The organism is Nocardiopsis sp. RV163 (assembly GCF_001029525.1).
GTDB lineage: Bacteria > Actinomycetota > Actinomycetes > Streptosporangiales > Streptosporangiaceae > Nocardiopsis > Nocardiopsis dassonvillei.
In genome coordinates this window covers 1-19560 of the sequence record NZ_LEKI01000008.1, presented here as the reverse complement: position 1 = coordinate 19560, position 19560 = coordinate 1, and the positions used below count along the sequence as shown (strand labels likewise).

Below are 19560 nucleotides of genomic sequence, written 5' to 3'. Positions count from 1 at the left end.
GGGCTTTCCGCCCCGCCCGGGTCGGGTCCACCGCGCCCTCCGACCGGGTCGGGACGCGGCGCCCCCTGCCGGAATCCGCCCGTGGCCCCGGGCGGGAGGACGCGGAGCGCCCCCGCACGCGCCGACGCGCGGTACTCACCGGACGGGCGGCCTGCCCGGGGTTTCGCCTAGTCTGGGCGGTGTGAGTGAGGAAGTGTCCCCCGAGCGGCTCCGCGCCTCCGACACCGACCGTGAACGGGTCCTGCGGGTCCTGCGCGAGGCCGCCGCCGACGGCCGTCTGGACCTGGAGGAGTTCGAGGAGCGCTCCTCCCTCGCGCACGAGGCCCGGACCCTGGGCGAACTGCCCAGGATCACCGCCGACCTGCTCCCCGCCGAGCAGCAGCCCATCCGCCTGGACCGCCAGCCCGTCCTCGGCCTGTTCGGCAGGGCGGAGCGCAGGGGCCGCTGGGTGGCCTATCCCGACGAGCTGGCCGTGGCGCTGGTCGGCAGGGTCGAGGTGGACATGCGCGAGGCGCTCCTGATGCACAACCACCACCGCATGACCGTGACAGCCGTCCTGGGCCGCGTGGAGATCGACGTCCCCGAGGGCGTCGAGGTGCGGCTGACCGGCTGGTCGTTCCTGGGCAGGCGCACCACCACAGCGCGCCGCTCCGAGCTGTCCCACCCCCCGGTGCTGGAGATCGACGGGTTCTCCCTGTTCGGCGTGGTGCGCGTGCGCGCCCCGAGGAGGCGCCGCCTCCTGGGCCGGCGCCGCCGCGATCGCCGACGCGGCATCGGAGCCTGACCGCGCCGACCTGCGAGGACCGCCGACCGCTCTCGGAGGACGGCGGCGGTGTCAACATGACGCGCGCAACACCGTCAACCCCGGGTGAGGTGGCGGTGTGCTCCGGTGCGTCTGGCAATCTGGGGCTCACAGGTTTTCCCAGGGAGAGTTGGGTTGCAATGAGCGAGTTCCGTATCGAGCACGACTCGATGGGTGAGGTCAGGGTTCCGGCCGAGGCCAAGTGGAGGGCCCAGACGCAGCGTGCCGTCGAGAACTTCCCGATCTCCGGCCAGGGCCTGGAGGGCGCGCACATCGCCGCCCTCGGCCAGATCAAGGCCGCCGCGGCCAAGGTCAACGCCGAGCTGGGCGTCATCAGCGACGACTTGGGCAAGGCGATCCGGGAGGCCGCCCTGGAGGTCGCCGAGGGCAGGTGGAACGACGAGTTCCCGATCGACGTGTTCCAGACCGGCTCGGGCACCTCCAGCAACATGAACACCAACGAGGTCGTGGCGACGCTGGCCACCGAGCGCCTCGGGGCCCCCGTGCACCCCAACGACCACGTCAACGCGTCGCAGTCCTCAAACGACGTGTTCCCCTCCTCCATCCACATCGCCGCCACCTCCGCCGTCCGGAACGACCTGGTCCCGGCGCTGCGGCACCTGGAGGAGGCGCTCGGCGCCAAGGCCGCCGAGTTCGCCTCCGTGGTCAAGAGCGGCCGCACCCACCTCATGGACGCCACCCCGGTCACCCTGGGCCAGGAGTTCGCCGGGTACGCAGCCCAGGCGCGCTACGGTGTGGAGCGCCTGGAGGCCGTCCTGCCGCGCGTGGCCGAGCTGCCGCTGGGCGGCACCGCCGTGGGCACCGGCATCAACACCCCCGAGGGCTTCTCCGCCCGGGTCATCGCCGAGATCGCCGAGCACACCGGCCTGCCGCTGACCGAGGCCCGCGACCACTTCGAGGCGCAGGGCGCCCGCGACGGCCTGGTCGAGCTGTCCGGCCAACTGCGGACCATCGCGGTCGGCTTCGCCAAGATCGCCAACGACATCCGCTGGATGGGCTCGGGCCCGACCACGGGTCTGGGCGAGATCCTCCTGCCCGACCTCCAGCCCGGCTCCTCGATCATGCCGGGCAAGGTCAACCCGGTCCTGTGCGAGGCCGTGCTCCAGGTGACCTCGCAGGTCGTCGGCAACGACGCCGCGGTGGCCTTCGGCGGCGCGAGCGGCAACTTCGAGCTGAACGTGCAACTGCCGATGATCGCCCGCAACGTGCTGGAGTCCATCCGCCTGCTCTCCAACGTCTCGCGCGTGTTCGCGGACCGCTGCGTGTCCGGCATCGAGGCCGACGCCGAGCAGTGCCGCGTCTACGCCGAGTCCTCGCCGTCGATCGTGACCCCGCTCAACCGCTACATCGGCTACGAGGAGGCCTCCAAGGTCGCCAAGCAGTCGCTGAAGGAGAAGAAGACCATCCGCGAGGTGGTCATCGAGCGCGGCTACGTCCGGGACGGCAAGCTCACGGAGGCGCAGCTGGACGAGGCCCTCGACGTACTGCGGATGACCAACTCCCAGTAGTCCGGACCCGTTCCGCCGAGGGGCGCCCCGCGTTCGGGGTGCCCCTTCCGCGTGCCGGGCCGGGCGGGGCGCACGGTGCGCACGGGGAACGGTCGTGTCTCACCCGGCCGTGAAGGGCCGGGCCAGGAACCTTCCGGGCGCGGGAGGCGTCCGACATTCTTGAACGAGCACCTTGGAAGCCCGCCTTCGAGAGGGCAGTACATGCCGAGCAACAGCGACAGTGAACGCGTCGTCGCGGACCGCTACGTCCTGCACCGTGAACTCGGCCGCGGCGGTATGGGGGTGGTCTGGCAGGCCTTCGACCAGACGCTGGACCGCGACGTGGCGATCAAGCAGGTGCTGCTTCCCGACCACTTCACCGACGCCGAGCGCTCGGACGCCCACGGCCGGGTCCGGCGCGAGGCGCGCTCCGCCGCGCGGATCAGCCACCCCACGGTGATCACCATCCACGACGTCTTCGAGTACGACGGCAACCCGTGGGTGGTCATGGAGCTGGTCGAGGGCGGCTCCCTCCAGGAGCGGCTCGACGAGCGGGGCGCCCTGCCCCCGGACGAGGTCGCGGAGATCGCCGAGTCGCTGCTGCGCGCCGTGCGGGCCGCGAACGCGGCCGGGGTCCTGCACCGCGACATCAAGCCCGGCAACATCATGACGTCCCTGGACGGCCGGGTGATCCTCACCGACTTCGGCATCGCGACGGTGGAGGGCGGGCCGAGCATCACCCGCACCGGCGCGCTGATCGGCTCACCCGAGTACATGCCGCCCGAGCGGTTGGCGGGCGGCCCGGCCGAGCACCGGGGCGACCTGTGGAGCATCGGCGTGACCCTGTTCGCGGCGGTCGAGGGCGCCTCCCCGTTCCGCCGCGACAGCATCACCGCGGCGATCGCTGCGGTGATGTCCGCGCCGCTGCCGCCGATGACGCGCGCCGGACGGCTGGAGCCGCTCATCTCAGGCCTGCTGGAGCGCGACCCGGACCGCAGACTGGACGTGGACGGGGCGCTGGCGCTGCTGCGCGGGCGCGGCGGGCCGATCACGGGCGGTGACGACAGCCGCGGTTTCGGCGCGGCGGGAGCCGCGGGGGCGTCCGGAGGCGGCGCCCCGGCCTTCGGCAGCGGTCCGCACGCGGCCCCCTGGGTCAGCGCTCAGCGGAGCCCACACCGGGCACCGATCGGCGGCCGCCCCGGCACGGGGCCGCTGGGCGGTTACCCCCACACGCGGACCCCGCCGCCGCAGAGCCCGGTGACGGGGCCGCGCCCGCCGCGGGGCGGACCGGCCTACCCGGTGGCGCCCGCGACGGCCTTCACGCACGGGCGCCGCACGACCCACCAGCACCCGCCGCCGCACTCCGCGGTAGGCGGCCACGGTGGTACGGGCAGCGGCCCGGGCGGCCCCGGGGGTCCGGGTACCGCGCTCCACTCGGGCGGACACGGCGGCGCGCGTCCGGGCCCGGGGAACACCAGGCTCCTCGTCGGTGCGGGCGCCGCGGTGGTGTTCCTGGCGCTGATCGGCGGTACGGCCGTGGTCGGCGCCACCCTGTTCGCAGGAGCCGAGGCCGGGGGCGGCGCCTCCGAGACGCTGTCGGCGTCCGAGGGTGCGAGGCCCCCGGCGGAGCCCTCCACCTCCGTCGGCGGGGACGAGGGCGGTGCCGGCAGCGGCGGTGAGGACCGGGGCGAGGGCGGCACGACCGGGAGCGGGGACGAGGACGGGGAGCCGCCGTCCTACGACGAGCTGGAGACCTTCCGGTCGCAGTGGTTCCACGTGGACCACCCGGCCGGATGGCAGGTGGACGACGGCGGGATCGAGAACACGTTGGCGGTGTTCGTCGCGCCGGGCGGCGACCACCAGGTGTGGGTGACCGGCTGGACCGAGCAGGAGTTCACCGGGACGAGCGCCGAGTACCTGGAGGACACCAACGGCGGGACGCAGGTCGAGGGTGACGTCACCACCGGCTACACGCAGCTGGAGCTGGAGGAGTTCGACGACGGCGACTTCGGGGAGGCCTGGGACGTCGCCCTGGTGGAGTCGGACTTCGTCAACGAGACCTGGGCGAGTCAGGAACGGCGCTTCTGGGCCTACGCGGTCAGCACCGAGCACGAGGGCGACCGGGTGTTCTACCTGGTGAGCGTGAACGTTCCGCGCGAGGACGCCGACTACTACGACGACCTGCCCGAAGACGTCATGGAGTCGTTCGACCCGCTGCTGTGAGCCCGCCGACCGCGGCGAGTCCGACGCGACGGGGGCCGTTTCCGGAGGGGAACGGCCCCCGCATCTCACGTGTGCGCCGGAGGCGGCGCCCGCCGGCAGGGGGCGCCCCCGCGGATCAGTACCAGCCGACGGACTGGGAGTGGGCCCAGGCCTCACAGGGAGTGCCGTAGCGGCCCTTGATGTAGTCGATGCCCCAGGCGATCTGCGTGGCCGGGTTGGTCTGCCAGTCGTCGCCGTGGGTGGCCATCTTGTCGCCCGGCAGGGACTGGGGGATGCCGTAGGCGCCCGAGCTGGGGTTCTGCGCGCTGGGGTTCCAGTTGCTCTCCTTCTGCCACAGGGGCTCCAGGCAGTCGTGGAACTCGCTGGCGGCCCAGCCCTGGTCGGTGACCATCTGCAGGGCGATGCCCTTGGGGTCGCCGGTGAAGACGGGAGTCTCCTCCTCTTCCTCTTCTTCCTCCTCCTCGATGTCGCTTCCCTCGACCTGGGCCGCCAGGACCCCTTCGGCGAGGGCCGCGTCACGCTGCTCCTGAGCCTGGCTGCGCAGGGCCTGGAGTTCTTCCTGGGACAACTGCTCGGAGAAGAACGGCTCCTCCCCGGCTTCGGTGTCGGCGGCGGGTTCCTCGGCCTCCGGAATGGCGGCGCTGGCCACAGTGTCCGGATCGATCTCGTCATCCGCGAACGCGGTGACGGCGAAGGTCGCACCCGCGACGAGGGTCGCCGCACCGACCGCCGCCGTACTACGCAGCGACATTCGGTTGATTAGCACTATTGCCTTTTCCAAGAGGGGGTTATTGGCAGGGAAAGCCCTATTAATACCAGTTGTTGGCCTGGGAGTGGGACCAAGCGCCGCAGGGGTTTCCGTAGCGGTCCTTGATGTAGTCGACGCCCCAGGCGATCTGCGTGGCCGGATTGGTCCGCCAGTCGGAGCCGTGGGAGGCCATCTTGTCGCCCGGCAGCGACTGCGGGATGCCGTAGGCGCCCGAACCGGGGTTCTCCGCCGTGTGGTTCCAGTTGCTCTCCTTCTGCCACAGGGGCTCCAGGCAGTCGTGGAACTCGCTGGCGGCCCAGCCCTCGTCCAGGACCATCTCGAGCGCGATGTCCTTGGGATCGCCGGAGGGGGCCGACCCGGCGGATCCACCGCCGGAGGAGTCGGAACCGCCCGAGGATTCGGCCTCAGGCTCCTCCTCGGGCTCGGGCTCGGCGATGTCGCTGGCCGTCCCGCTGTCGGCGCGGACGGCCTCGTCGACGGCCGCCCTGGCCTGGTCCATGCTCTCCTCGCGCTGGGTCTGGCGCTCCTGGTCGCTCTGCTCGGACTGCGCGGCGAAGAAGTCCTCGGGCCGGTCGGACCCGCCGTCGCCGCCCGCCGCCGACTGCTGGTCGGGGACCACCGCGGCGGAGGCGAGCCGGCCCGGATCGGCCGCGTCGCTCTGGGCGAACGCGGCGACCGAGAAGGTGCCGCCGGCGACGAGGGTCGCGGCGCCGACGGCGCCCGCATGTCGCAGTGAGATGAGGTTGAGTAGCAAAATCGCCCTTTCGCGTAGACGCACACGCGCCCCACGGGGTCCGCGTGTGTGAGAGTTCGCCGCCGCTGACCACGTGGCCCGGGGTGTTGCGCGCGAGGGAAGGGGTAGCCGTTCGACCGACCGCGGCGCGGGTTCCCACGTGGGAGGGGATGTTCGTGCAGCGGGTTCAGCCTGCATCATCGTCACGATGAAGTAACGCCAGATTTACTATGTCTTGGATCACATCACGGAATGCATCCGCGATGCGGCGCTTTGACCTGCATGACGATACGCAGAGTAAATAAGAGGTCAAGCCCCCGGGGCTGTGGCGGGGGTCTCCGCGCCTCCCGGAGCGAGACGGAGGTCACCGGGGGCGGTGCTCCTGAGTACCCGTACGGATGTGCGCGGGCGGCAGCCGGGGCCAAGATGGCGCCATGAACCACCACGGATCCCCGCCGTCCCCCGCGGGCCCACGGCTCAGGTGCCCGGACTGCCGCGCCCCGCTCCCCGCGCCGCCCCGGAACTGCCAGCGGTGCGGGCTCCTGCTCGTCGGCGCCACCGCCCAGCGCCTGTGGCACATCGACACAGAACTCGCGCTGCTCAACAGCCGTGAGCGGCACCTGCGCGAGGAGCGCGCCGCCGTCGTGGCACTGCTGCGCGAGGAGTCGGGCCGAGGCGCGCCCCCGGCCGGGGCCGTTCCCGGCACCGCCGACGGGGAGCCGCCGCGGGTTCCGGGTGGGGCTTCCGGTCGCGCGCCGACACCGGCGACCCCGCCCGGTTTCGCGCCCCCCGTAGAGCAGGGAGCCCACGCGCACGAGCAGGTCCCCTACGCGTCGGCGCACGGGCTGGCCGGAGGGGCTCCCGCAGGGCGGGTGCCCGCTGAGGTCACCCGCCGCTCGGCGCAGAACGTCATCCTCGGACTGGGCGGCGTGCTCGTCGGCATCGCGGCCCTGGTCTTCGCCATCTGGACGTGGAGCGACATGGGCACCGGCGCCCGCGCCGGGGTCCTCGGCCTCACCACGGCGGCCTTCGCCGTCCTGGCCCTGCCGCTGCACCGGCGCGGTCTCAGGGCGACCGCGGAGACCTTCGGCTGCCTGGCCGCCGCGCTGCTGTGCGTCGACGCCCTCGCGCTGTGGCTGCTGGCGTCGGAGCAGATCGGGAGCGGCTCCGGCTACACCGCGGTCGCGCTGGTCGTCATCGGCGCGCTGCTGGCGTCCTATCCGCTGCTCGTGCCGCTGCGGACGCCGCGCGTCCTGGCCGTCATGCTCCTGCAACCGGTGCCCGTTCTGCTGGTGGCGGCGTCCGGCTCCCCCGGCCTCTGGTCCTGGGCGCTGCCCGTCGTGGCCGCGACCGGGCTCGCCGACCTGCTCCTGGCGCTCTGGTTCGGACCGCCCCGCGCCGGCGTCCCCGTGCGCGCCCTCCGGGGCAGCGCGACCGTGCTGTGGGTGCTGACCACGGTCCTGGCGCTGCTGTACACGGCCTTCGCCCTCGCCGCCTCCTACGCGGGCGCCGGCCGCGTAGGAGCCTGGTGGTTCGTGGCCGCCGTCCTGCTGCTGTCTGGCGTGACCGGTCTGCTGCTGGCCCGGAAACCGACGCACCGGGTTCCGGCGGCTCCCGGTCCGGTCCGCGGCCCGGGCGGCCCGGCGGCGACAGGCGGCGCAGACAGCGGGGGAACCTCCCGGGTCCCCGCGGCCATCGCCCTGCTGGTCCTGGGGGCGGCCCCGCTGGCCGCCGGACCCGCGCACCTGCCCGCGCTGCCCAGGTCGCCCCTGCCCCCGTGGAACGGCGGCCCCGCTACCGCACCGGTGTCCAGTGTGCTGGGTCTGCCGACGACGGCCCACGCGGACAGCGGCTCCCCTCTGCTCGCCGTGCTCGTCTGCGCCGTGCTCTCCCTGGGCGCGGTGTTCCTGCTGCGCCGCCGGGCGCTGGTGCCCGCCGCCGCCCTGACCGCCCCTCCGACGCTGCTGACGGCCGTGCACCTGCTGGACCCGCCGCACGCGGCGGCGGTGGTTTGCGCCCTCCTGGTCGGCGCCGCGCTGGTCCTGGCCACGGCCCTGGCCCCGCGTCGGCCCGGCTCCTGGGTGCCCGCTCTCACCGGAACCCTGACCCTGCTCACCGGTGGCCTGTGGTCGCTTCCGGACCAGTACACCTCCCTGGCCGCCCTCGTGTTCGTGGAAGCCACCGCCTTGGTCGCGCTGCTCCTGTACGACCGCTCCGGCCGCCCCCCGGCGCTCCACGCGACGGGCCTGCTCCTGTGGGCGCTGGCCCTGCTGACCGGTGCCTTCTTCGGACTCGGCCTCGTGATATCGGACACCGTGCCGCCTCCGGCGTGGTGGCTTCTGGCCGCCTGCGCGCTGCTGGCCGGGGCGAACGCGGTGGTGCTCGGACGGACCCCCCTCCCGTCCGCGAACGGTGCCGGGGGCGGCTCCCCGCCGGTCTTCACCGTGGTCGGCCTGCTCCTGCTCGCGTCCGCCCCGCTGCTGGTCGGACGCGGGCACGGCCCCGGCCTGCCGCTGCTGTCCGGCGCGTACGGGCCGTGGACGGCGCCCGTACGGGCGCTGGGCGACCCGGCCCACACCGTCCTGGGGCTGCACGGCGCTGCGGCCCCGGCGGAGGCCTTCGGCACGGCGGCCGGAACGCTGCTGGCCGGTGCGGCGGCGGTGGCCCTGGTCGCCCTGCTCGACCGCGGGCGGACGGCGGCCGCGGCGATCCTCGCCGCGCCGCCCTCGCTCGTCGCGCTGCCCCTGGTCCTGGGCGCGCCGTTCCTGGGCGCCCTGCTGTGGGTGTTCGCGGTGTGTTCGGCCCTGGCTCTGTGGTCGGCGCTGACCCGCAGCGGGCGGCTCGGCTGGCTGGCGGGGCTGACCGCCCTCCTCACCCTGCTGCTCGGCACGGGCTGGGCGCTGGTCCAGGCGCACGCGACCACGGGTGCCCTGATGGGGATCGCGGTGGTCGCCGCGGTGGTCGCGGCCCTGGCCCGGACGGCCGTCGCGGCGGTCGGCGCCACGGCGGTGGCGACGGCGGCGACGGGCGGGTTCGCGCTGGCGCTGCCCCTGCTGCTGGGGGCTCCGGTGGAGTACGCGGCTCTGGCGCCGATCGCGATGGTCACCGCCGTGGCCGTGGGCGCGGCGCGCCTGCGCGGACCGCTGCTACCGGCGGCTGAGGTCCCCGCCTGGGCGTGGGCGGCGGTCTCACTGGGTGTCACCGCGGCGGCGGGAGCGCGGCCGGAACTGGTCGCGTTGGCGCTGGCGGTGGTCGGGGTCGTCGCGCTGGCGACCGCGGCGCGGCCCGGGCGGCGCTGGTTCGCGCCGGTGGGCGCGCTGCTGATGCTGGCGGCGCTGTGGACGGTGCTCTCGGCGTGGGACGTGGCCGTGCCCGAGGCGTACACGGTGCCGCCCGCCCTCGCGGCGCTGGCCGTGGGCTGGGAGTGGAGCCGCAGGGCGGCCGTGCCGCCGTCGAGCTGGGCCGCCCACGGCGGCGGCCTGGCACTGCTGTTCCTGCCCACCGTCGTGCTGGTGCTGGCGGAGGACGGCATGGTGTGGCGGGCGCCCGCCGTGCTCGTGCTGGGCCTCGCCGTGACCGTGTGGGGGCTGCGAGGACGGCTCCAGGCGGCCCTGGTGACGGGCGGGCTGGTGCTGGTGGCGACCTCGCTGCGGGCGTTCGGGCCGCCGCTGTGGGACCTGACCCGCCTGGTGCCGAACTGGGTGCCGTTCGCCGTGGCGGGTGTGCTGCTGCTGGTGATAGGCGCCCGCTACGAGGCGAGCCTGGAACGGCTGCGGCGCCTGGGCCGCCTGGTGGCGGAGATGCGCTGAGAGACCCGGCCGCGCGCCTGTGGGGCGCGGGCCGGAAACCCGCCGGGGCTCAGCGGGGGCGGCGGGCCCGTCACACCGACGGGCCCGCCGCGGTACCGCGTCAGTTCTCCAGCATCTCCGTGACCAGGGCGGCGATCGGCGACCGCTCGGACCGGGTCAGGGTGACGTGCGCGAACAGGGGGTGGCCCTTGAGCTTCTCGATCACCGCGACCACGCCGTCGTGGCGGCCCACGCGCAGGTTGTCGCGCTGGGCGATGTCGTGGGTGAGCACCACCCGCGAGTTCTGGCCGAGGCGGGAGAGCACGGTGAGCAGGACGTTGCGCTCCAGGGACTGGGCCTCGTCCACGATCACGAACGCGTCGTGCAGCGACCTGCCGCGGATGTGGGTGAGCGGGAGGACCTCCAGCATCCCCCGGTCCACGATCTCCTCGATGACCTCCTCGCTGGTCACCGCGGACAGGGTGTCGTGCACCGCCTGGCCCCACGGGGTCATCTTGTCGTTCTCGGTCCCGGGCAGGTAGCCCAGCTCCTGGCCGCCGACCGCGTACAGCGGCCGGAACACCATCACCTTGCGGTGCTGGCGCCGCTCCAGGACGGCCTCCAGACCCGCGCACAGCGCCAGCGCCGACTTGCCGGTGCCCGCGCGCCCGCCCAGGGAGACGATGCCCACGTCGGGGTCGGTGAGCAGGTCCAGGGCGACACGCTGCTCCGCGCTGCGGCCGTGCAGGCCGAACACGTCGCGGTCGCCGCGCACCAGCCTCACCGACTTGTCGGGCTGGACCCGGCCGAGCGCCTTGCCCCGCTCGGAGACCAGCACCAGTCCGGTGTGGCAGGGCAGGTCGCGGGCCGCGTCGATGTCGCTCTCACCGCTGGTGAACAGCTCGCCGATCTGGTGCGCCGGCACGTCCAGTTCGGCCATGCCCGTCCAGCCGTGCTCGATGGCCAGTTCGGCCCGGTACTCGTCGGCGGCCAGCCCGATGGAGGACGCCTTGATCCGCATCGGGAGGTCCTTGCTCACCAGCACGACGTCCCCGCCCTCCTCCTGGAGGTTGCGGGCCACCGTGAGGATCCGGGTGTCGTTGTCGCCGAGCCGGAAACCCGCCGGCAGGATCTGCGGATCGCTGTGGTTGAGTTCCACCCGCAGCGTGCCGCCGAGGTCGTTCACCGGTACCGGGACGTCCAGACGGCCGTGGGCGACCCGGAGGTCGTCCAAGCGTCGCAGCGCGTGACGAGCGAAGTACCCGAGTTCGGGGTGGTGACGCTTGCTCTCCAGTTCGGTGATCACCACCACGGGGATGACGACCTCGTGCTCGGCGAACCGGCTCAGGGCGGCCGGGTCGGCGAGCAGGACACTGGTGTCGAGCACGTAGACGCGTGCGTCCTGGCCTACCTCCGTACGGGGGTCGGGGGACTGGGTGTCACGGCGATCGGTCGAGGAACTAGCCACTCGTTCTCCCCTTGGGCACCGCTGGGGCGCCCTACTGTCACGGGATCATGGAGGACCGGGACCTGGCCCGCGAGGGCCGGGTCCGGCCCTCCTCGTCGACGTTCCGCGATGGCGGAGGAGATCAATGAGACGGGGCCTCCCGAACGGGTGGACGAACGCCACCCGCTACTTCCGACGCTACGCGTCCGTGCTCCCGTTTCCAAGGGACCTCTCCCTCCGCGCGGTGAACTCCGCGTTAAGGGGTGGGGCTTGGGGGGATCAGGATCCGTAGCGGCGGTTGCGCGCGCCGTACGAGCGCAGTGCACGCAGGAAGTCCACCCTGCGGAAGGCAGGCCAGTAGACCTCGCAGAAGTAGAACTCCGAGTGCACGCTCTGCCACAGCATGAAGCCGGACAGGCGCTGCTCCCCCGACGTGCGGATGAGCAGGTCGGGGTCGGGCTGACCGCGCGTGTAGAGATGCCGTGCGATGTCCTCGATGTCCAGGCGCTCGGCAAGCTCCTGGATACCGGTGCCCTTGGCCGCCTCCGCTTGGAGGAGGGACCGAACCGCATCAGCGATCTCACGTCTACCTCCATACCCGACGGCGACGTTGACAACCAGCCCGGGGTTACCGGATGTGGCCGTCTCAGCCTCCTTGAGCGCCTGGGCGGTGGACGCGGGCAGGATGTCGAGGGCCCCCACGGGGCGCGTGTTCCACCCCTCCTCGCGCAGCCGGGCGATGGTCTGCTCGATGATGCGCACCAGCGGGCCCAGCTCGGACTCGTCCCGGCTGAGGTTGTCGGTGGACAGCATCCAGAGTGTGACCACCTGCACGCCGACCTCGTCGCACCAGCGCAGCAGTTCGAAGATCTTGTTCGCGCCCGCCTGGTGGCCCTGCTCGGCCGCGCCGAGCCCGCTCACCTTGGCCCAGCGGCGGTTGCCGTCCATGGCGACACCGACGTGGCGGGGGATCTCCTGACTGGTCAGCCGACGCTCCAGGCGCCGCTCGTAGAGCCAGTACAGGGGGTCACGAAGCCCCATTGGCGAAACCTCTCAGAGCTGGATCTGGAACAGCACACCGCTGGAAAGGATGTGCCGACGGGGATGCCTCCAGCGTAGTTCGCCCGAAGGGGGCTACGTCACGGCCAGGGACTTGCGCACGTGCTTGCGCCCCTGGTGGATGCGGGACTTGACGGTGCCCAGGGCCAGGTTGAGCTCGGAGGCGATCTCGTTGTAGTCCATCTGGCACAGGTCGCGCAGGACCAGGGGGGCCACCAGGTTGGGGCGGTCCTTCTCCAACTGGTCCAGGGCCTCCAGCAGGTCGATGCGGGAACCGGCGATGACGCTGGTGGTGCGTGGGTCGCTCTGGTGGGGCATGCGCTCGGCCTCGGTGGGGAACTCCGCCGAGCGCCGCTTCATGGAGCGGTAGGTCTGCCGGGCGGAGTTGGACACCACGGTGTACAGCCACGTGGTGAACAGGGAGTCGCCCTTGAAGCTGTCGATCTTGCGCGCCACGCGCAGCAGCGCGTCCTGGCACGCCTCCTCGGCGTCCTGGCGGTAGGGCAGGAAGCGGGCGCAGCGGCGCAGCACCTCGGGCTGGATCCGCCGGAGCAGGTCGTCCAGGGCCACGGCGTCCCCGGCCTTGGCCCGGCGCGCGAGGTCCTCAAGCTCCTCGTCGACGTTGCTCGCCACCCGGCGCCGCGGCGCGGGGCTCTCCTCGTGGTCTGCGTGGTCACTACTGCGCATGTCTGGTCTCCCCCTGACTGACGGCAGACATCCGGCCGTCCGCTGCGGACGCGGGTGCGCCCCTTGCGTTCGAGGGTCACACGTCACTGGGACGTCTACGGCCCCGGTCCGGATCCGCACTCGCGAAAAATCGTCGCCCTCGCCGCCGCGCACCGCGCGGAGCCCTTAGGGCCCCTCCAGTGTCCACGGCCGGAGGGGATCGGCGCCACCCGGAGAGGGGATCATACCGGCGGGAGGCAATGTGAAGGTACAGATGGTGTATTAGTGGGCAACGACCGCGTGTTCACCCCTGACAGACCGAGGCGGAGATGAGCCAACCTGAGGCCTTCGGGCGCTACCGCGTCATCCGGCGCCTTGGGTCGGGTTCCTTCGCGACGGTCTGGCTGGCCCAGGACGACCTGCTGAACTACTCGGTGGCCATCAAGGTACTCGCCGAGAACTGGGCGCACCAGATGGACATCCAGCACCGCTTCCTGGAGGAGGCGCGCATCCTGCGCCAGACCGACTCCACCTGGCTGGTGGCGGTGCACGACGTGGACGTGCTCCCCGACGGTCGGCCCTACATGGTGATGACCTACGCCGACCAGGGCAGCGTCGCCGACCTCGTCCACCGGGGCACGTTGCCCCTGGACGAGGCCTTGCGGCTGCTGACCGAGATCGGCCAGGGCATCACGGTGCTGCACAACCACGGCACGATCCACCGCGACATCAAGCCGTCGAACGTGCTGCTCCAGTCGTCGCCCGTCGGGCAGCGGGTGCTGGTGGCGGACCTGGGGTTCGCCAAGTCGATCGACGAGGCGTCGGGGTTCACCGCGGCGGCCGGGACCCCCGGCTACATGTCCCCCGAGCAGAGCATTCCCGGCGGTGACCTGGACGTCCGGTCTGACGTGTACTCGCTGGGCGCGGTGGCCTACGAGCTCATCACCGGCCGCCCGCCCTCGCGCCCGCCGGTGAAGGTGGCCCCTGGCCAGATCCGGCCAGGTCTGCCCCCCGCGCTCGACGAGCTCATCCTGTCGGCGCTTTCGGTGGACAGGGAAAGCCGCCCGGCGGACGCCAAAACCTTCACCGACCGGGTCAGAACCATCCGTATGGCGCCCGACCTGCCCAAGGCGGCCGTGCCGTGGTGGCAGCGGTTCCGCATGCCCTGGCGCCGGGCGGCGGCCCTGGCGGGGGCGATGGTGCTGATGGGAGCCGGCCTGTCGGGGTCCCTGGGCAGGCCGGGGGTGTCCCTGACCACCGTGCACGACGCCGCGCAGGGGGTCTACCTGGAGGTGCCGTCGGTGTGGGCCCACGAGATCCACACCGCGCAGGAGGCACTCCCAGCGGCGGCCGAGGCCGGCGCTGGCCCGGGGCTGCTGGTGGCCACCGACGCCGAGGACTGGGACTCCACCCGGGAGACGGCATACGGTGTGTACGCGGCCGTGGTGAGCGGCCCCGCCGACCTGAGCGGGATCGCCGGAGCCGAGCCGTGCGGAGACCCTCCCGAGGAGCGGCCGCTGGACACCGGGGCCTGGGAGGGCACGGTGTGGGACTGGCCCGAGTGCCACGGCAACGGGTCGCTGAGCAGTGCCGCCGTGCACGAGCCGGGCGAGCCCACGACCGTGTACATGGAGATCCGCCAGCCGGGTCACCGGCCCGACCTGGTGGACCGGATCATCGCCGGTACGCACCTGGGTTAGGGCGTGTTCTTCTGGGCCCCCGCTCGGCTCCGTCCCACCCGTCGCCCTCCACCTCCAGAACCCCGTGGACGCCCGAACCGAGCCCCCACGGTCTGAGGGCCGGTTCAGAAGACAGTTCCCGGGCTGCACCCGTCAGGCCAGCAGCTGCTCCCGCAGGTCCTCGGGCGAGGTGACCGGTAGCTTGCACACGAAGCCCTCGCACACGTAGGCGGTCGGTCGCCCGCCCACCGGCGCGCGGTCGCGCAGCAGCGGGACCCCGCCGTCGTCGCGGCCGTCGCCGCGCGAGAGCACGGTGCCCAGCGGCGCCCAGACCAGGGCGGCGCGCACCAGCTCCGCTGTCCCGGGGTCATCGGGGTCGCCCACCACCGCGACGGCGCGCGGCCCGGTCAGGAGGGCCTCGCCGGTGGCCAGGCCCCATCCGGCGAACCGGGCGGCCTTCTCCGCCAGCAGCGCCACCGGTGACAGCGCCTCCTCGGCGGCCGTGCGGTGGCGCTCGGAGCCCGTCAGCGCGGCGTAGGTGAGCAGCGCGGACGCGGCCGCCGACCGACCGGACGGCGTGACGTTGTCGGTGGGGTCCTGGGGACGGTTGAAGAGGCGCTCGGCGTCGTCGGCGGTGTCGTAGAACCCGCCGGAGCCGTCGCCGAAGCGCTCGATGACGGTGTCCAGCAGGCGCCCGGCCTCGTGCGCGTAGCGCGCCTCACCGGTCACACCGTGCAGCGCGAGCAGCCCCTCGGCGACGTCGGCGTAGTCCTCCAGCACCCCGGCGCTGGTGCCCGCGCGCCCGTCCCTGGAGGTGCGGGCCAGGCGCCCGTCCCGCAGGTGCACGCGCAGCAGCAGGTCCGCGGTCCCGCGGGCGGCCTCCACCAGGTCGGGCCGCTCCAGCAGCACCCCGGCCTCGGCAAGGGCGGCGACCGCCAGACCGTTCCAGGCGGCCACCACCTTGTCGTCGCGGGCGGGGGCGACCCGCTCGGCGCGGGCCGCCAGCAGGGCCCCGCGGACCCGCTGGTAGCGCCAGGCGTCGGCGGGCGGGACGGGCAACTGGAGCACGGAGGCGCCGCGCTCGAAGGTGCCCTCCTCGGTCACGCCGAACACCTCGGCGGCGAAGGCGGCGTCATCCTCGCCCAGGACCTCCCTCAACTGGGCGGGCGTCCACACGTAGTAGGTGCCCTCCTCGCCCTCGCTGTCCGCGTCCAGCGCGGAGGCGAACCCGCCCTCGGGCGTGCGCAGGTCGCGCAGCATCCAGTCGGCGGTCTCCCCGGCGATCCGGCGCAGCAGGGCGTGGGTGGCGGCGTCGGAGACCCCCGGCCCCGAGGGGCGGCGGCCCATCCGGGCGTAGGCGCGCAACAGCAGTGCGTTGTCGTACAGCATCTTCTCGAAGTGCGGCACGGTCCACTCGCGGTCCACCGAGTAACGGGCGAAACCGCCGCCGAGCTGGTCGTACATGCCGCCCTGCGCCATGGCAAGGGCGGTGCCGCTGGCCATGAGCCAGGCGGGTGTGGACTCGTCCGCGCTCCGCAGGGGCCGGGTGCGCTCGTCCTGCGCGGTGAGGAAGGAGAGCAGCATCGACGGCGGGAACTTGGGCGCGGTGCCGAAACCGCCGTGAGCGCTGTCGTAGTCGCGCACCAGCGCGCGAACGGCCAGGTCGAGCCGGTCCGCGGAGGGCGGCGGCGCGGCGGCCAGGGTGCGCGGGCCGCTGAGCGCCTCCACCACGCGCGCGCCCTGGCCGACCAGTTCGGAGCGCTGGTCCCGCCAGGCGTCGACCACGCCCCGCAGCAGGCGCTGGAAGTGCTCGCGCGGGAAGTAGGTGCCGCAGTAGAACGGGGCCCCGTCGGGGGTGGCGAACACGGTCATGGGCCAGCCTCCCTGGCCGGTCATGGCCTGGGTCGCCTCCATGTAGACGGCGTCGACGTCGGGGCGCTCCTCGCGGTCCACCTTGACGTTGACGAAGAGGCTGTTCATCACGGCCGCGGTCGCCTCGTCCTCGAAGGACTCGTGGGCCATCACGTGGCACCAGTGGCAGGCGGCGTAGCCGACGGAGACGAGGAGGGGCACGTCGCGCCGACGCGCCTCGGCCAGCGCCTCCTCACCCCAGGGCCACCACTCAACGGGGTTGTCGGCGTGCTGCAACAGGTAGGGACTGGTCGCGTCGCTCAGGCGGTTGGGCATGCCCCAACTCTGCCATCCGGGGCCGAGGGGCGTCGCGCACCCGCCGGAGCGGGGTCCGCGACACGGAGGTCGGCCGGGTGCCCGTGAACTCCGCCACCCGGGGCGGTGGAATGCCGCGCACCCGCCGGAGCGGGACGCGGGCCACCGCCCGGGAGGAGGTCCCGCGCCCGCCCGGCGGACGCGGGAGCGCCCCGAGGCGTCCGGTCCGGGCGGTGGGCCCGGACACGCCGTCCCGCCGGGGCGGGGCGGGGGCGTCTCCTCAGGTCCGCGGGGCGGTTTCCTCGGTGGAGGCCCGCGCCGCGTCGGCCGACCCGCCGTCGTCGGAGGCCGCGGTCCCCGCACCGAAGTCGTCGTCCTTGGGCAGTGCGCGGAGCTTGCCCATGAGACTGCGCATGAGGAAGTACAGCCCGACGCCGATCACGAAGATGACGAGGAAGCCGAGCACACCGGGGGTCACGGTGTCCCTGTCGAGCTGGAAGTCGCCCGCCAGCACCGTCGCGGACGCGAGAAGGGTGTTCATACCACTCATACTCTCACTGCTTCCCGGACACCCGCGAAGAGGTCCTTCTCCGGGACCTCGGTGTCCACCAGCGAGCGCACCAGGTGGTAGTCCTCACTCGGCCAGGCCTCCGCGACGACCTCGTTGGGCACGGCGAACCAGAACCCGTCGGGGTCCACCTGGGTGGCGTGCGCCTTGAGCGCCTCGTCGGCGACGTCGAAGTACTCGCTGCAGTGCACGCGCGTGGTGATCTCCCAGCGGGGGCGGTCGCGGTCCGCGATCCGCTTCATCCACTCCTCGAAGGGGTTCTCCAGGCCGCGCGCGGCCAGCACGTCGGCCAGGGCCTCGAACCGCTCGGGCGGGAAGGAGACGAAGTAGTACAGCTTGAGCGGCTGCCAGGGGTCGCCCGCGTCCGGGTAGGCGTCGGGGTCGCCCGCGGTGTCGAAGGCGTGCATCGACACCTTGTGGGTCATGATGTGGTCGGGGTGCGGGTAACCGCCGTTCTCGTCGTAGGTGAGGATGACGTGCGGCCGGAACCTGCGGATGGACTCCACGAGGGGCGCGGCGCCCTCCTCCACCGGGAGGGTGGCGAAACAGCCCTCGGGCAGTGGCGGCAGCGGGTCTCCCTCGGGCAGGCCGGAGTCGACGAAACCGGCGAACTCCTGCTGGACGCCGAGGATCTCCCTGGCCCGCTCCATCTCCTCTCGGCGCACCTGCGCGATGTTCTCGCGGATGTCGGGACGCTCCATCGCGGGGTTGAGGATGTCGCCGCGCTCGCCACCGGTCATGGTGACAACGAGCACGTCGACGCCCTCCTCCACGTAGCGGGCCATGGTGGCCGCGCCCTTGCTGGACTCGTCATCGGGGTGGGCATGAACGGCCATGAGCCGCAGGCGCTCGGACAACGAAGGGTCTCCTTGACTAGGTGGACGGACGCGGGGGCGCGGCCGTCCGGCTCCCCCGGTACACGGGCTCGGACGACTTCCGCGCGGGGCGCGTGGGGAGGCTGTCAGGTCGGGGATATCTTAGACAACACCGTCCCCTTGTTCGGAGATTCCCGATGCAGCCGACCCCGGAGGAAGACGCCGTGAAGAGCGCCGAAGCCACGGCCGACACAGCGGCCGACTCCTCGGCCAGTACCGCTCCCGCGCTGCGCAAGCGCCACGGGAACGGACCGGTCTTCTTCGTCATCGCCACCCTCTTCGCGGTGACGTGCGCGGTCGGCTGGGGCTACTCCGTGATGAACTTCAGCGGTCTGGGCGGCGGCGTGTACCACCAGGTCATCACCTTCTCGGCGCCCACGCCCGAGGAGGCCACCATCAGTTACGAGGTGAACAGCAGGAGCGGCGCCGAGTGCCTGATCGTGGCGCTGGACGAACAGCTCGTCGAGGTGGGCCAGACGCGTTCCGAGGCCGAGGCCGGGAACCGGATGGTCACCACGACCGTTGAGACGGTTCGTCAGGCCGCCACGGTAGAAGTGGCCTCGTGCAGGGAACAAGGTTCGCAGGACTGATCCACCGAGCCCCTTAGCCCGGCTCCGGAGGCACCGCCGAACCGTGGGAACCCGTGTGCCACGACGCACGGTGATATTCTCGTAAGTTCAGCTCTGGCCGCCTGGTGGCCTTTGCTACTAGTACACAAGGAGTTCCCGTGACCCAGACCCGCGATGACAACGTCACCTGGCTCACCCAGGAGGCGTACGACCGGCTCAAGTCCGAGCTGGACCACCTGTCGGGGAGTGGGCGCATCGAGATCGCGGAGAAGATCGAGGCGGCCCGGGAAGAGGGCGACCTCAAGGAGAACGGCGGCTACCACGCCGCCAAGGAGGAACAGGGCAAGATGGAGGCCCGCATCCTCCAGCTCACCGAGATCCTGCGCACCGCGCGGGTCGGCGAGGCGCCCCACACCGAGGGCGTGGTCGGCCCCGGCATGACCGTCACCGTCAAGTTCGACGGGGACGACGACGAGGTCACCTTCCTGCTCGCCTCCCGCGAGGAGAGCGGATCTCCCATCGACGTGTACTCGCCCAAGTCACCGCTGGGCTCCGCCATCAACGGCAAGCGCGTGGGGGAGAACGTCAGCTACACACTGCCCAACGGCAAGAGCCTGGGCGTCGAGATCATCGACGCCGTGCCCTACACCGGCATGTAGCGGCGGTTCGGCGATCACGGGGGCGGTGTCCGACACCGCCCCCGTGATC

The 19560-nt window shown here is 72.7% G+C and carries 15 protein-coding genes; 7 read left to right on the top strand and 8 right to left on the bottom strand.

Annotation, left to right across the window (positions count from 1 at the left end):
* Nucleotides 1–193: 193 nt before the first annotated feature.
* The 3 genes from ABD54_RS02820 (at nucleotide 194) to ABD54_RS02810 (ending at nucleotide 4533) form a co-directional block, all read left to right on the top strand.
* Nucleotides 194–784, top strand: coding sequence for a DUF1707 domain-containing protein (locus tag ABD54_RS02820; protein WP_047867865.1), 591 nt, complete (start codon nucleotides 194–196; stop codon nucleotides 782–784).
* A 158-nt stretch (nucleotides 785–942) separates the two neighbouring features.
* Nucleotides 943–2331: an aspartate ammonia-lyase gene (locus ABD54_RS02815; RefSeq protein WP_047867864.1), complete on the top strand. Its 1389-nt coding sequence runs from the start codon at nucleotides 943–945 to the stop codon at nucleotides 2329–2331.
* Nucleotides 2332–2532: 201 nt separating this feature from the next.
* Complete coding sequence (locus ABD54_RS02810) at nucleotides 2533–4533, top strand: serine/threonine-protein kinase (protein ID WP_047867863.1); 2001 nt, start codon at nucleotides 2533–2535, stop codon at nucleotides 4531–4533.
* A 115-nt stretch (nucleotides 4534–4648) separates the two neighbouring features.
* On the opposite strand, the gene ABD54_RS02805 is transcribed toward ABD54_RS02810, so the two are convergent.
* A complete protein-coding gene (locus ABD54_RS02805; protein ID WP_200904030.1) occupies nucleotides 4649–5284 on the bottom strand; it encodes a transglycosylase SLT domain-containing protein in 636 nt (211 codons plus the stop codon).
* 58 nt (nucleotides 5285–5342) lie between these two features.
* The gene (locus tag ABD54_RS02800; protein ID WP_047867861.1) at nucleotides 5343–6056 is read right to left on the bottom strand and encodes a transglycosylase SLT domain-containing protein; all 714 of its coding nucleotides are present in this window, start codon (nucleotides 6054–6056) and stop codon (nucleotides 5343–5345) included.
* Nucleotides 6057–6469: 413 nt separating this feature from the next.
* Between ABD54_RS02800 and ABD54_RS02795 the strand changes: the two genes are divergently transcribed.
* Nucleotides 6470–9844, top strand: a complete 3375-nt coding sequence (locus ABD54_RS02795; protein WP_047867860.1) for an SCO7613 C-terminal domain-containing membrane protein — start codon at nucleotides 6470–6472, stop codon at nucleotides 9842–9844.
* Nucleotides 9845–9944: 100 nt separating this feature from the next.
* Here the strand turns inward: ABD54_RS02795 and ABD54_RS02790 are convergent, their stop codons facing one another.
* From ABD54_RS02790 to ABD54_RS02780, 3 genes are all read right to left on the bottom strand, one after another.
* Nucleotides 9945–11291: a PhoH family protein gene (locus tag ABD54_RS02790; protein WP_047867859.1), complete on the bottom strand. Its 1347-nt coding sequence runs from the start codon at nucleotides 11289–11291 to the stop codon at nucleotides 9945–9947.
* A 258-nt stretch (nucleotides 11292–11549) separates the two neighbouring features.
* The gene (locus ABD54_RS02785) at nucleotides 11550–12311 is read right to left on the bottom strand and encodes an isoprenyl transferase (protein ID WP_013151159.1); all 762 of its coding nucleotides are present in this window, start codon (nucleotides 12309–12311) and stop codon (nucleotides 11550–11552) included.
* A 93-nt stretch (nucleotides 12312–12404) separates the two neighbouring features.
* On the bottom strand, nucleotides 12405–13016 hold the full coding sequence (locus ABD54_RS02780) for an RNA polymerase sigma factor (protein WP_047867858.1): 612 nt from the start codon (nucleotides 13014–13016) through the stop codon (nucleotides 12405–12407).
* 308 nt (nucleotides 13017–13324) lie between these two features.
* On the opposite strand from ABD54_RS02780, the gene ABD54_RS02775 reads away from it, so the two are divergent.
* On the top strand, nucleotides 13325–14695 hold the full coding sequence (locus ABD54_RS02775) for a serine/threonine-protein kinase (protein WP_047867857.1): 1371 nt from the start codon (nucleotides 13325–13327) through the stop codon (nucleotides 14693–14695).
* 132 nt (nucleotides 14696–14827) lie between these two features.
* Here ABD54_RS02775 and ABD54_RS02770 read toward each other — a convergent pair whose 3' ends face one another.
* The 3 genes from ABD54_RS02770 to mca all read right to left on the bottom strand — a co-directional run bounded on the left by ABD54_RS02770 (nucleotide 14828) and on the right by mca (nucleotide 18265).
* Nucleotides 14828–16861 carry a thioredoxin domain-containing protein gene (locus tag ABD54_RS02770; RefSeq protein ID WP_047867856.1) on the bottom strand — a complete coding sequence of 678 codons (2034 nt, stop codon included), beginning with the start codon at nucleotides 16859–16861 and terminating at the stop codon, nucleotides 14828–14830.
* 259 nt (nucleotides 16862–17120) lie between these two features.
* Nucleotides 17121–17381, bottom strand: coding sequence for a hypothetical protein (locus tag ABD54_RS02765; RefSeq protein ID WP_047867855.1), 261 nt, complete (start codon nucleotides 17379–17381; stop codon nucleotides 17121–17123).
* 5 nt (nucleotides 17382–17386) lie between these two features.
* A complete protein-coding gene (gene mca / locus ABD54_RS02760) occupies nucleotides 17387–18265 on the bottom strand; it encodes a mycothiol conjugate amidase Mca (RefSeq protein WP_047867854.1) in 879 nt (292 codons plus the stop codon).
* A 155-nt stretch (nucleotides 18266–18420) separates the two neighbouring features.
* Here mca and ABD54_RS02755 point away from each other — a divergent pair, with 155 nt between their 5' ends.
* Complete coding sequence (locus ABD54_RS02755; protein ID WP_047867853.1) at nucleotides 18421–18873, top strand: DUF4307 domain-containing protein; 453 nt, start codon at nucleotides 18421–18423, stop codon at nucleotides 18871–18873.
* A 137-nt stretch (nucleotides 18874–19010) separates the two neighbouring features.
* Complete coding sequence (greA, locus tag ABD54_RS02750) at nucleotides 19011–19511, top strand: transcription elongation factor GreA (protein ID WP_047867852.1); 501 nt, start codon at nucleotides 19011–19013, stop codon at nucleotides 19509–19511.
* The last annotated feature ends 49 nt before the right edge of the window (nucleotides 19512–19560 follow it).